At 71.2% G+C, this 12277-nt stretch carries 12 protein-coding genes; 3 read left to right on the top strand and 9 right to left on the bottom strand.

Annotated features, from left to right (window positions below):
* Positions 1-3: 3 nt before the first annotated feature.
* Positions 4-2805, bottom strand: a complete 2802-nt coding sequence (locus ACYVF7_RS17065) for an ABC transporter substrate-binding protein (RefSeq protein WP_460340962.1) — start codon at positions 2803-2805, stop codon at positions 4-6.
* A gap of 31 nt (positions 2806-2836) precedes the next feature.
* Positions 2837-4423: a serine/threonine-protein kinase gene (locus tag ACYVF7_RS17070; protein ID WP_460340965.1), complete on the bottom strand. Its 1587-nt coding sequence runs from the start codon at positions 4421-4423 to the stop codon at positions 2837-2839.
* 331 nt (positions 4424-4754) lie between these two features.
* On the opposite strand from ACYVF7_RS17070, the gene ACYVF7_RS17075 reads away from it, so the two are divergent.
* Together ACYVF7_RS17075 and ACYVF7_RS17080 are read left to right on the top strand one after the other, a co-directional pair.
* Positions 4755-5051 (top strand): DUF4193 domain-containing protein, encoded by a 297-nt coding sequence (locus ACYVF7_RS17075; protein WP_460340967.1) that lies wholly within the window; start codon positions 4755-4757, stop codon positions 5049-5051.
* Between the two features lie 16 nt (positions 5052-5067).
* A complete protein-coding gene (locus tag ACYVF7_RS17080) occupies positions 5068-5868 on the top strand; it encodes a hypothetical protein (protein WP_460340970.1) in 801 nt (266 codons plus the stop codon).
* Between the two features lie 333 nt (positions 5869-6201).
* Here ACYVF7_RS17080 and ACYVF7_RS17085 read toward each other — a convergent pair whose 3' ends face one another.
* A complete protein-coding gene (locus ACYVF7_RS17085; protein ID WP_460340972.1) occupies positions 6202-6513 on the bottom strand; it encodes a DUF4235 domain-containing protein in 312 nt (103 codons plus the stop codon).
* 119 nt (positions 6514-6632) lie between these two features.
* On the opposite strand from ACYVF7_RS17085, the gene valS reads away from it, so the two are divergent.
* A complete protein-coding gene (gene valS / locus ACYVF7_RS17090; RefSeq protein ID WP_460340974.1) occupies positions 6633-9158 on the top strand; it encodes a valine--tRNA ligase in 2526 nt (841 codons plus the stop codon).
* Here valS and ACYVF7_RS17095 read toward each other — a convergent pair.
* Genes ACYVF7_RS17095 through ACYVF7_RS17120 form a run of 6 tightly spaced genes read right to left on the bottom strand, consistent with a single transcriptional unit; the run spans position 9155 to position 12122 of the window.
* The gene (locus tag ACYVF7_RS17095) at positions 9155-9709 is read right to left on the bottom strand and encodes a hypothetical protein (RefSeq protein ID WP_460340976.1); all 555 of its coding nucleotides are present in this window, start codon (positions 9707-9709) and stop codon (positions 9155-9157) included. The two genes, valS and ACYVF7_RS17095, sit on opposite strands and share 4 nt — an antisense overlap.
* Positions 9710-9727: 18 nt before the next feature.
* Positions 9728-9907: a hypothetical protein gene (locus ACYVF7_RS17100; RefSeq protein WP_360890454.1), complete on the bottom strand. Its 180-nt coding sequence runs from the start codon at positions 9905-9907 to the stop codon at positions 9728-9730.
* Positions 9891-10445, bottom strand: coding sequence for a hypothetical protein (locus ACYVF7_RS17105; RefSeq protein WP_460340979.1), 555 nt, complete (start codon positions 10443-10445; stop codon positions 9891-9893). The genes ACYVF7_RS17100 and ACYVF7_RS17105 overlap by 17 nt, the downstream gene beginning before the upstream one ends.
* Before the next feature lie 29 nt (positions 10446-10474).
* Positions 10475-10993, bottom strand: a complete 519-nt coding sequence (locus tag ACYVF7_RS17110) for a hypothetical protein (RefSeq protein ID WP_460340982.1) — start codon at positions 10991-10993, stop codon at positions 10475-10477.
* Complete coding sequence (locus ACYVF7_RS17115) at positions 10990-11526, bottom strand: MauE/DoxX family redox-associated membrane protein (RefSeq protein ID WP_460340985.1); 537 nt, start codon at positions 11524-11526, stop codon at positions 10990-10992. Before ACYVF7_RS17115 ends, ACYVF7_RS17110 begins: the two co-directional genes overlap by 4 nt.
* Positions 11526-12122: a hypothetical protein gene (locus tag ACYVF7_RS17120; protein WP_460340988.1), complete on the bottom strand. Its 597-nt coding sequence runs from the start codon at positions 12120-12122 to the stop codon at positions 11526-11528. The genes ACYVF7_RS17115 and ACYVF7_RS17120 overlap by 1 nt, the downstream gene beginning before the upstream one ends.
* Positions 12123-12277: the final 155 nt, after the last annotated feature.

Consider the following 12277-nt stretch of genomic DNA (forward strand, 5'->3'; position numbering starts at 1 on the left):
TCCTCACTTATGGGCCGTCGCGGTGAGCACCGGGAACCCGGTGTAGTCGAGGTCCATGCCGACGAAGGCCGTGGTGTCGGCGACCCGGTACTGCGTGTGGGAGTACAGCGGGATGACGGCCATGTCGTCGAGCGCGACCTTCTCGGCCGCCTGGAGCCGCTGGGTCCGCTGGGTCGGGTCGTTGGTGGCCCGGGCGGTGTTCAGGGCCGAGTCGAACGCCTGACTGCTGTACCGGGCGTAGTTGGTGCCCGAGATGTCGCCGTTGTTCTTGCGCTGGATGTTGTCGCTGGACAGCAGCGCGTCGAGGACGCTCTCGGCCGAGGGGTAGTCGGCGGCCCAGGAGAGCCGGTACAGGCCCGCGGCGTCCTTGCTGGACATGTCCGGGTAGAACTTGGTCGAGTTCAGCCTCTTCACCTGAACGTTCCACCCGAGCACCTGCTTCAGCTGGTTCTGCACGAGCGTCACCAGCTGGGTGTAGGTGGGCAGGTCGGTGGAGGTGAAGGTGACATTCGAGCCCGGGGGCAGGCCCGCCTGCTGCGCCAGCTGCTTGGCCTTTGTGGGGTCGTAGGCGCAGGCGGTGCAGCCGTTGACGTAGGCGCCGGGGACCGCGGGCGGCACCAGGGACGTCGCGGGTTCGTAGCCCTGGTTGAGGGCGGTGGCCAGGGCCTTCCGGTCGAGGGCGTAGGAGACGGCGAGCCGCGCCTCCTTCTTGTTCATCGGTGCCTTGTCCGTGATCGGCGTGAGGTACGTCATCGTGCTGGATGCGGCGGTGACGAGCTTGTGATCCGCGGAGTGCAGGGAGCGCGCCGTGTTGATCGTCGAGCCCTCGACCTCGACCCAGTCGTACACCCCGCGGCCGAAGTCCGTGAGCGACTGGTCGAGGCTGGAGACGAAGGTGGCGTCGACCCGGTCGAGCTTCGGCTTGGTGAAGGCGTAGGAGTCGTTCCGTACGAGGGACAGCCGGGAGTTCGCGGTGTACTGGCTCACCTTGAACGGGCCGTTGCCGATCGGCTGGTTGTTGTACGTGGTGTTCTTCACGTCCCCGGCGGAGGCCGGGACCGGCGCGAACGGAGGGGTGGCCACCCGCATGGCGAAGTCGCAGTCGGCCTTGCTCAGGGTCACCCGGAGCCCGTAGGTCCCCTGCTGCACGACGCCGGACATGGAGGTGCTCTTGCCCGACGCCACGTCCGAGTAGCCCTGGATCACCGTCATCAGGTAGCCCATGCCCTGGCCGCGCGCGGCGCGGTTCCAGCCGCGGACGAAGGCGGCGGCGTCGACGGGCGAACCGTCGCTGAACGTCGTGCCCTGCTTGATCGCGAAGTCCCACTGCGTGCAGCCGGAGTTGGGCGTCATCTTCGTGGCCAGCGCCTGCGCGACCGAGCCGTTCGGCTGGATCGTGGTGAGGCCGGTGAAGAGGTTCTCGGCCGCGAACACGTCTGAGGTGAGCACGGCGTTCGACGGATCGATGGCCGCCGGGGAGAACATCGCCATCCGGAAGGTGCCGCCCACCCGGCCGGTCGGGCTCGGCGTCGGCTTCTGGTGGTGCCGGTTGAGCAGCTCGGTCGTCGCCACGGCGCCCGTCGCGATGAGCAGCACCGCGCCCGCGGCGATCGAGGCCACGACGCCGGGCCGGGTCCGCCGCCGCCCGGCGGGCACCGTCTGCTGCGGGTACGGCAGGGACGCCGGGTTCGTCCCGTAGGGGTCGTACGGCGTCGGAGGGCCGTACGGGCCGGGCGGAGGCGTGTCGCCCCCCGGAGCGCGGCCGTACGGTGGCGTGTCGCCTCCGTACGGGTTCGACGGCACGTCGTTCCGGTACGCCTCAGGCGGTGGCGTGTCGCCCCCGTAGGGATTCGAGGGCATGTCGTTGCGGTAGGTCCCGGGCGGCGGCGTGTCGCCCGCCGGGGCGTACGGGGCCAGGGAAGCGCCCTCGGCCGCCACCTGGGCGCCTTCCTGCAGGATCGTCGTCGGCGCGGGCGTCCCCGCGCCCGGCAGGACGACGCCCTCGTGGCTGAGCAGGCGCAGGAGGATCTGCTGGGCGGTGGGCCGCCGGTTCGGGTCCTTCCACAGGCACGCCGTGACGATCTCCCGCAGCGGGCCCATGAGCATCCCGAGGTACGGCTCCTGGTGCAGGATCCGGTGCATCACGGCGGGGATGGAGTCCTGGCCGAACGCCGGATTGCCGGTCGCGGCGAACACGATCGTGCAGCCCCACGCGAACACGTCCGTCGCCGGGCCGACGACGTGCCCGGAGATCTGCTCGGGCGACATGTACGACGGCGTGCCCACGGCCGTGCTCGACAGCGTGCCGGTGGCGTCGAGGGCCCGGGCGATACCGAAGTCGATCACCCGCGGCCCGTCCGCGGCGATCAGCACGTTGGACGGCTTGAAATCACGGTGGACGATGCCGGCCTCGTGGATGGCGGCGAGCGCGGTGACCGTGCCGATGGCCAGGCGCTGCAGGGCCTCGCCCGTACGCGGCCCCTCGCGGTCGACGACCTGGCGCAGCGACGGGCCGTCGATGAACTCGCTCACGAGGTAGGGCGTGTCGCCCTCGACGTCGGCGTCGAGGATGCGCGCCGTGCAGAACGGCGCGACCCGCTTGGCGCTGGCCAGCTCACCGGCGAACCGGGCCCGCACCTTCGCGTCCCCGCTGAACTGCGCGTGCAGGAGCTTGACGGCGACCTGTTCGCCGTCCGGCGCCTGGCCGAGATAGACGACCCCCTGACCGCCCTCGCCGAGGCGGCCGGTGAGGGCGTACGAGCCCACGCGCTCTGGGTCGTTCGCCCGAAGGGGGCTTCCGGGCATGGGCGTCCTCCCTGGGACTGGTCAGGGGTCGTTAATCCTTGGTAAGGGTTCCGGAGGCGAGTACGGCTCCGCCGGCGGTCTGGCTCATCTGCCACGTCATCGACGAGCCGTTGAGGGTCAGGGTCACGTACGACGGGGACAGGCACTGGCTCGACCCGTACGACGTCAGCGTCTGCTGGAACGTCACCTGCTTCTTGTCGTCCGAGATCTGGGCGCTGTTGAGCTCACCCGAGCAGGTGTCGTACTTGACGTTGCCCTCCTTGAGGATCTGATAGAGGGTCAGGTCGATGCCGCGCGACTGGCTGGTGCCGAACGCCACGGTGCTGGTGGGCGCGGCCCTGCCGGACCAGCCGCCTTCGAAGCCCTCCGGCAGACGGTCGCTCTTGGCCTTGTTGAGGAGACCCGCGCCGATCGCGATCGGCAGGCCGACCACCAGGATGAGCGCCACGACACAGCCGAGGCCGATGAAGATCGGGGCGTTGGTGTTCTTCTTCTGCGGCGCGGGCGGGACGTACCGCGCGCCCTGCGGATGCGTCGGCCGCCCCTGGTTCTGCCACGGGGGCGGGGTCTGCGGACCCGGCCGCATCATCGGGTTCGGCGACGCGGGGCCCGGGTGCATCATCGGGTTGGGTGTGTTCGGGCCCGGCGGCATCATCGGCGGCGGCGTGGAGGGGCCGGGATGCATCGGCGGCATCGCGGGCGGCGGGGTGATGATCTGCGGGGGAGGGGGCAGCTGCGCGGCGATCTGGGTGCCCTTGTCGAGCAGGTCCTGCCGGTCGGCGGCCGGGCCCGGCGTCGCGCCGACCTGGCCCAGCAGGCGCAGCAGGAGTTGGTGCGCGGCCGGGCGGCGGCGAGGGTTCTTGTCCAGGGCGGCGCCGACCAGCTCGCGCATGATCCCCTGCAGCCGGGACAGGTCCGGCTCCTGGTTGAGGATCCGGTTGATGATCACCGGGAGCGTCTCCGCCTCGAACGGCGATCGCCCCGTCGCGGCGAAGACCATCGTCGCGCCCCACGCGAAGATGTCCACCGAAGGGGTCAGCGGCTCACCGGTGAGCTGCTCCGGGGCGAGGTATCCCGGCGTGCCCACGACCATGCCGGTCGCCGTGACCGAGCTCTGCTGGGAGTCGACGGACCGGGCGATGCCGAAGTCGACCACGCGCGGGCCGTCGGAGGCCAGCAGCACGTTGTTCGGCTTGAAATCACGGTGGACGATGCCGGCCTCGTGGATGGCCGCGAGCGCCGTCGCGGTCCCGATGGCCAGGCGCTCGAGAGCGGCCCCCTCGAAGGGCCCCTCCTGGAGCACCACGTCGTACAGCGGCGGCCCGTCGATGAACTCGCTGATGATGTACGGCGGCCGGCCGGTCAGGTCGTAGTCCAGGACCTGCGCCGTGCAGAACGGCGAGACCTTCTGCGCCGCCTCCGCCTCGCGGGCGAACCGCGTTCGGGCGGAGGTGTCGGAGTTCATCTGCTCGTGCAGAAGCTTGATCGCCACGGAGTCACCCGAGGGCGACCGGCCGAGAAAGACCGCGCCCTGACCGCCCTCCCCGAGCCGTCCGACGACCTGGTACCGCCCCAGTGTTGTCGGATCGCCCGGCTCCAGAGGAGCGGCATCCGGCATGTGTGACCCCATCAGAAACCCTTATCCTGTGCACCCGCCAGGTCCGTACAGGCGGGAAACCATATCGCGTTACCTGTGACGTTCGTCGTCAACATCCGGTTCAGGGCAAAGACCATCACCGCTTCACCGGTAGGCGGTGTGATTTATGCCACATCGGACAACTCGGATGAGCGGTGAGAGGAGTCACGGTGTGATGCGACGCGCCTTGCGTGTTCGGGGTGAAAACCCGTGACAGAATTTCCCGCCCGGATCGGGCACAAGATGGGCCTCCCGAGCGTTAGACCCGCGCGACGGGGCGCATAACAAGGACCGAGGGGGATGGAGACAGAAGATGGCCACCGACTACGACAGCCCACGCAAGACTGACGACGACCTCAACGAGGACAGCCTGCAGGAACTTCAGGCACGTCGGGCGGACAAGAGCACGGGCGTCATCGACGAGGACCTGGACGCCGGTGAGGTCACCGAGCTGCCGGGCGCGGACCTGTCGAACGAGGAGCTCAGCCTCCGCGTTCTGCCGCGCCAGGCGGACGAGTTCACCTGCGCCCGCTGCTTCCTCGTGCACCACCGCAGTCAACTGGCGGAGGAGAGGAAAGGCCAGTTGATCTGCCGCGAGTGCGCCGCCTGACGCCGGGTCGTCACCCGTGTCCGAGGGAGAGCTCGCCCGCTGGAATGACGGTGACGACCGGCTCGGCCAGGAGATGGCGGAGCTGGTCGGCCGGTTGTCCGACGACGACGTCGACCGCGAGACCCGCGGCCGTCTGCTCGGTCGGCTCGCCCGCCTTTTGGCGGCGAGCGCGCGCCGGGCAGGGGCCGCGGGCGTCGCGCGGGGACGTTGGCTCACCGACGTGGTCGCGGACATCGCGCCCCGCATTCCCGTCCGTGACCTTGAGACCCTGCGCGCCCACCACAACGGTCTGACGGGGGAGGCACTCGCCGACTCCGTGATGCGCGCGGCACAGCGCGCCACGACCGGGGTCGGCGCGGCCGGTGGCGCACTTGCCGCCATCGAGTTCACCGCGCCGCCGCTCCTGCTGTCCGCGCCCGCCCAGATCGTCGCCGAGACCGTCGTCGTCGCGACGATCGAGGTCAAGCTGATCGCCGAGCTGCACGAGGTGTACGGCGTTCAGGTCCCCGGCAGCGGCACGGCGCGCGGCGCCGTGTTCCTCCAGCTGTGGGCCCAGCAGCGCGGCTTCGACCCGCTCAAGCCCGGCAGCGTCACCGCGGCGCTCGGCGTGGCCGCCAAGACCGGCCTGCGCAAGCGCCTCATGCGCACGCTCGGCCGACATCTCACCACGATGGGCCCCTTCCTGACCGGCGCCGTCGCCGGCGGCGCCCTCAACCGCGCAGCCACCAAGCGGCTGTCCGACAGCGTCCGCAAGGACCTGCGCCGCACCGTCGGCGAGCCCTCACCCCGGCCGCCGATCGACGAGCCTCCGGCCTGACGACTCGCCCGACGGACCGCGAAGGCGGTAGCGGGCACCCCCTCGGACCCCCTCGGCCCCTCGCCTTCACCGCTCGCGAAGGCGGGAGCGGGCACCCCCTCGGCCCCGCGCCTTCACCGCTCGTGCATCTCTGCCTTGGCCTCTTCGCGCGCCGGTATCCGCCCAGGTCTCCCACGCCCGTGGCCGGTTCCGGTCTCGCGCCAACGGCGAGGCATCGCCATGGATCGCCCGCCGTCGCGGCGCTCAGCGTCCGGTCTGACGCCCTTCCACGTCCTGGAACGTAATCAGGCGCCCCCGGGAGAGTCCGTGGGGCGCCGGACCGGCCTTACGGCTTCAGGAAGTGGCGCTCTTGGCCTTGTCGACCGCCGAGCGCAGCGCGGACGGCAGCTCGCCCGTGCTCTTGTGCCAGCGGTTGGCCGCCGCGCGGGTGGCCAGCAGCCGTGCGACCTCCATGCCGACGCCCATGACGACGGCCCAGCCGATCGCCTCCGTCAGCGCGACCTCCGGGGACTCCGGGTTGGTCGGGGGCTCCTTGCCGGTGGCCCGCTTCCACCCGACCGTGATGGCCTTGCGGGCCACGAACCCGGCCCCGAAGGCCGCCGCGCCGGCGACCAGCCGCCAGCCCAGCTCTCCCTTGTCCGGCATGCGTTCTTCCTTTCCAGCGTTACCCGTGTGATTTCCGGGGCGTACGTAGTTGAGACCCTCTCACAGGCGATCACCTGACATGGATCGACTCCGCCGTCGTGCCCAATACCATTGGCGCCATGACAGAGCAGCCACGCCCGCCGGAGAAGCCCACCCTCGACGGTCTCGAGGAAAAATGGGCCGTACTCTGGGCCGAGCGCGGCACTTATCGCTTCGACCGGTCGAAGGCGCGTTCGGAGATCTACTCGATCGACACGCCGCCGCCGACGGTCAGCGGCTCCCTGCACGTCGGTCACGTCTTCTCCTACACCCACACCGACACGATCGCCCGCTTTCAGCGCATGCGCGGCCGCGAGGTCTTCTATCCCATCGGCTGGGACGACAACGGCCTGCCCACCGAGCGCCGCGTGCAGAACTACTTCGGCGTCCGATGTGACCCCTCTCTGCCCTACGATCCGGACTTCGAACCGCCGGAGAAGCCCGGCCGGCAGATTCCCGTCTCGCGGCGCAACTTCGTCGAGCTGTGCGACCGGCTGACCGAGATCGACGAGAAGGCCTTCGAGGACGTCTGGCGCCGTGTCGGGCTGTCGGTCGACTGGTCCCTGCTCTACACCACGATCGGCGCGCCGGCCCGCGCCGCCGCGCAGCGGGCGTTCCTGCGCAACCTGGCGCGCGGCGAGGCGTACGTCTCGGAGGCCCCGACCCTGTGGGACGTCACGTTCCGCACGGCCGTGGCCCAGGCCGAGCTGGAGGACCGCGAGCAGCCCGGCGCCTTCCACCGGATCCGCTTTCACGGCTCCGGCGGGCGCCCGATCTACATCGAGACCACCCGGCCGGAGCTGCTGCCCGCCTGCGTCGCGCTGGTCGCCCACCCGGACGACGAGCGCTACCGCGAGCTGTTCGGCACGACCGCGCGGACCCCGCTGTTCGGCGTCGAGGTGCCGATCGTCGCGCACCACCTCGCCGAGCCCGACAAGGGGTCCGGCATCGCGATGATCTGTACGTTCGGCGACCTCACCGACGTCATCTGGTGGCGTGAGCTCGACCTCCCGACGCGGGCCATCATCGACTGGAACGGCCGGATCCTGCCCGACGCGCCCGCCGGCGTCGCCCCGGAGCCGTACGCCGAGCTCGCCGGGCTGACCGCCCAGGCCGCCCGCGAGCGCGTCGTCGAGCTGCTGCGCGAGTCCGGCGACCTCGACGGCGAGCCGCGGCCGATCACCCGCCCGGTGAAGTTCTACGAGAAGGGCAGCAAGCCCCTCGAGATCGTCACCACCCGGCAGTGGTACATCCGCAACGGCGGGCGCGACCCGGAGCTGCGCGAGCGGCTGCTCGCCCGCGGCGCCGAGCTGTCCTGGCACCCCGCGTACATGAAGGCGCGGTACGACAACTGGGTCGAGGGGCTGGCCGGAGACTGGCTGATCTCCCGGCAGCGGTTCTTCGGCGTGCCGATCCCGGTCTGGTACCCCCTCGACGACGAGGGGGAGCCGATCCACGACCGGCCGATCACGCCCGCCGAGGACGCCCTTCCGGTCGACCCGTCCTCCGACACCCCGCCGGGCTTCACCGAGGACCAGCGCAGCAAGCCGCAGGGCTTCGTCGCCGACCCCGACGTCATGGACACCTGGGCCACATCGTCCCTAACCCCGCAGATCGCCGGTGGCTGGGAGCGCGACCCGGACCTCTTCGCCCGGGTGTTCCCGTTCGACCTGCGGCCGCAGGCGCACGACATCATCCGCACCTGGCTGTTCTCCACCGTCGTACGGTCCCACCTGGAGCACGACTCCCTCCCGTGGACCGACACCGCGCTGTCCGGGTGGATCCTCGACCCGGACCGCAAGAAGATGTCCAAGTCCAAGGGCAACGTCGTCACGCCGATGGACCTGCTGGTCCAGCACGGCTCCGACGCGGTGCGCTACTGGGCGGCCAACGGCCGGCTCGGCACGGACACCGCGTTCGACGTCGGCCAGATCAAGGTCGGCCGCCGGCTCGCCATCAAGATCCTCAACGCCTCGAAGTTCGTGCTCGGCCTCGGCGACGTGCCGTCCGGCGCGGCGGTGACCGAGCCGCTGGACCTGTCGATGCTGGCGACGCTGGCCGAGACCGTCCGCGAGGCCACGGCCGCGTTCGAGGCGTACGACTACACCCGTGCCCTCGAGCGCACCGAGCGGTTCTTCTGGGACCTGTGCGACGACTACCTCGAGCTGGTCAAGGCGCGGGCGTACGGCGCGTCGGACGGCGAGCCGGACCAGGGGGCGATCTCGGCGCGGGCGGCGCTGCGCGAGGCGCTGTCGGCCGTGCTGCGGCTGTTCGCGCCGATCCTGCCCTACGTCACCGAAGAGGTCTGGTCGTGGTGGCAGGACGGCTCGGTGCACCGCGCGGCGTGGCCCTTCGCCGACGCGCTGCCCGCCGGCGGTGACGCGACGGTGCTCGCGGCCACCTCCGACGTCCTCCGGCAGGTCCGCAAGGCCAAGTCGACGGCGAAGGTCTCGATGCGCGCCGACGTCGAGCGGGCCGCGGTCCGCGGCGCGGACGTCGGGCACCTGGCAGTGGCCGACCTGCGCGCGGCCGGGCGCATCGCAGACCTCGCGCTGGAGGCGGCGCCCCAGGAGGGCTTCACCGTCGACGTGAGCCTGGCGTCCTAGAAGAAGAGCAGTACCAGGGCGACCAGGACCACGACGCCGATCGCGTTGGTCAGGATCGGCATCCGGGTGATCCGGCGGTCGTCCCACTCGTCGTTCCGGCTGGCGTAGCGGGCGGTCGCGGTGACCGCCCGCCCCACGCCGAAGCCCGTGCCGGTGAGGATCGTCGCGAGCGGTCCCTGGTGCGCGAGCACGAGCCCCAGCGCGACGACGTACGGCGCGCTCGCGGAGACGTACGTGCGCACCCCGGTGCCCAGTTCGAAGCCGAACTGCAGGGAGCCCAGCCTGATCCGGCGCTGCAGGACCTCCCGGGGGATCTGCCGGGCGTTCTGCGGGAGCGGAACACGGATCCAGCCCGCCTCGCGCGCGACACCCGCCACCGCGATCGCCATGATCGCTGCGATCCGGACGGCCCGGGGCAGCGGCTCCGCGAAGCCGGACAGGAGCCACAGCACGGTCGCGCTGAGCGTGCCCCCGAGGAGGAGACCGAGGGAGAAGACGGCGAGGACCTCGCCCTGCCGTACGTGGGCCCGCCAACCTGGCGAGAACAGCACGAAATCGCTGTTGCGCGTTCAAACGGAGCCGGACAGGGAGTATCCGGCCAGCGCGCCGACCGACGCCCAGCTCAGCACCGTGTGCTGCGCGGCCGCCGCCGCGACGGCCAGGAGGGCCAGCGCGGCGAACGGCAGCAGCGGCTCGGTCAGCCCCCGGCGCAGGCGGCCGGCGGGCCGGGTCTCAGCTGTTGCAGGCAAGGGCCCACCGGCAGACCGACTTGTACCAGTGCCCGGCGGCGCTCTTCTTCCAGCCGTCGTGGCAGCGCCAGGTGACGGACTTCGCGCAGTTGCCGCACTTGTGGGCGTACGCCCAGATCCAGCCGTCGTACTTGCCCGCGTAGCACTGGTTGGGCCGCAGCTTGAACTTGCCCGGATCGGAGACGCCGGAGCGGTGGAACCCCTTGTACGTGCCGCTCGTGCGGCACGCGCTGGCCACCACGACGCTCGGTCCGCAGCCGGGTGAGCAGTCGAACGGCCCGGCATAGGCCGGGCACTTGCCGTAGATGTCGTAGTAGCCGCTGGACTTGAGGGTGTAACCGTCGGCGAGCGCCTTGCGCGCCGGGGTGAACACCCCGAGCGCGGACAGGCCGACGGTCGTGCCGGCGGCCAGCGCGCCGCCCAGCATGGACCGGCGCGCCACACCTTCGGCCGTCGCGTGCGGCACCCGCCGGACGGCCCGTGGGGCGCCTTCGGGCCGCGGCCCGCTCAGCGTGGGAATCTCGTCGAGTTCGAACATCGGGCATCCTCCCCGTTTCATCTCACCCGCTAAGCCGGCGACGGCGTCGGCTCATCGAGGCCGGCGACGCGGCCGCCGGCCTGCACGATCAGCGCGTGCAGCGTGCGCACCGAGCCGACCGGCTCGGCGGTGCGGATCCGCCCGTCCGAGCCGACGAGCACGGCGTACGGCGTCGCGGGGACCTGGTACTCCTGGAACAACTCGCCCTGGCCGGCGAAGACCAGCATGTGGTCCGGCGGCGCGACGGCCGGTGCGCCGCCACGGAACAGCGCGCGGATCGGCGGTGCGCCGGTCAGGCCGCAGGCTTCCTCGAAGACGTCCTGGCAGGCCGGGCACTCGTCGCTGAGGAACAGCAGCAGGGCCGGTCGGCCCGGCTCTGCCGCGAGCCGGTCGATGCCCGGCGCTGGCATCCCCGTGGTCGGGCCGACTTCGGGGGTCCGCGGTCCGCGGGTCAGGTGGTGCACCTGGCGGACCAGGCCGGCCACCACCAGGGCGAGCAGTGCGAGGGCCGCCCAGGTCACCAGGAGCGCGGTGGTCTCGAAGCTCATCCGGCGGGGCTCCTCTCGGGATCGGACAGGGCCGGCGGCAGCGACCACAGCAGGGCCGCGAACACGACGGACGACAGGCCCACGATCGTGACGTGGACACCGTGGGAGGCGACGGCCGAGCCCGCACCGGCCGACGCCGTCACGGACGCCAGTGCGAGGGCCGCGGCACGCCCCGCCACCCACCCGCTCATCGGGGTGTCGTCGGCCGCGCAACCGCACGGCACGTTCGGCCTTGTACGCAGGACGTACAACCCGTAGACCGCGTACGCCGCGAACAGCAGGCCGCTGCCGGTCGCCCCGAGCTCCAGCGCCCGGGGCCGCCCGGCCAGCAGCGCGTAGCCGGTGACCGCCCCGAGCATGCCCTCCAGGGCGCCGACCGCGATGGCCGCCGGCCACACCAGCGGGCCCGGCACGGTGCGGTGCGCCGTCAGCGCCGTGGGCAGGGCGCGCGGATGCAGCAGGTGCCCGGCGAACCCCGCCAGCAGGATGAGCGCGACCGTCCCGGCCGCCACGCCGGCCAGCATCTCGGCCATCAGGCGACGGTCTCGACGCGCAGACCGCCGAGACGGTTCGCCACCTTCACGGCGTGCTCGGCCTCGTGCGGCAGCACGGTGACCATGGCGGACGGGGTGGCGAGCAGGAAGTACGTCGTGTCGTCGTCGAGCGTGTCCCGGAACAGCTCACCGCTCGGCACGCGAGCGCCGGACCACGCCGGGAGCCGCCGCGCCGTCGTCTTGGTGAGCGCGGTGATCTCCAGCAGGCCGAGCCCCGGGATCTCCTTGGCCACGTCGGCCGGCTCGGCGATGCCCGCCCGTTTCGGATTACGGGAGGCGACGGTGATGCCATCGCCGTGCTCGGTGATCTTTAGAAGCTGGAAAAGACGCACGGCGTCGGCGGCCCGGGCGCTGTACATCGGAATGAACATTGAGAAATTGCGGCCCTGCCATATCGCGGCGAGGAGATGGTCTTCGAGACCGACGCGCTCGTCATAATGAGTCACGCGCGTGGCCCGGAGGGTGCCGCCCTGAACGGAGAATTCATCGTCGAAGTGTCGGATGCCGAGATCTTGGGCCCACGAGGCCGCAGCGCCGTGGTCGCCGGAGGTCAGCTCGTAGATCCTCCCGTCCACGGCGAACCGTGATACCGACGTGAAAGGGAGGGTAAGGTCCAGATCGCCCGAGATCTGGAATCGATAGCCGTCCAATGCTCTATGCACTACGTCGTGCGCCATGCCGCAAACCTTCCCCGTTCGACCTTCCCACCCAAACGAAGGTCGTGACGGAA

The organism is Actinoallomurus acanthiterrae (genome assembly GCF_054775715.1).

Excerpts from the sequence above, each read along its gene's own strand:
- ACYVF7_RS17065 (WP_460340962.1), bottom strand. The coding sequence starts at position 2,805 with ATGCCCGGAAGCCCCCTTCGGGCGAACGACCCAGAGCGCGTGGGCTCG.
- ACYVF7_RS17070 (WP_460340965.1), bottom strand. The coding sequence starts at position 4,423 with ATGCCGGATGCCGCTCCTCTGGAGCCGGGCGATCCGACAACACTGGGG.
- ACYVF7_RS17075 (WP_460340967.1), top strand. The coding sequence starts at position 4,755 with ATGGCCACCGACTACGACAGCCCACGCAAGACTGACGACGACCTCAAC.
- ACYVF7_RS17085 (WP_460340972.1), bottom strand. The coding sequence starts at position 6,513 with ATGCCGGACAAGGGAGAGCTGGGCTGGCGGCTGGTCGCCGGCGCGGCG.
- valS (WP_460340974.1), top strand. The coding sequence starts at position 6,633 with ATGACAGAGCAGCCACGCCCGCCGGAGAAGCCCACCCTCGACGGTCTC.
- ACYVF7_RS17105 (WP_460340979.1), bottom strand. The coding sequence starts at position 10,445 with ATGTTCGAACTCGACGAGATTCCCACGCTGAGCGGGCCGCGGCCCGAA.
- ACYVF7_RS17110 (WP_460340982.1), bottom strand. The coding sequence starts at position 10,993 with ATGAGCTTCGAGACCACCGCGCTCCTGGTGACCTGGGCGGCCCTCGCA.
- ACYVF7_RS17115 (WP_460340985.1), bottom strand. The coding sequence starts at position 11,526 with ATGGCCGAGATGCTGGCCGGCGTGGCGGCCGGGACGGTCGCGCTCATC.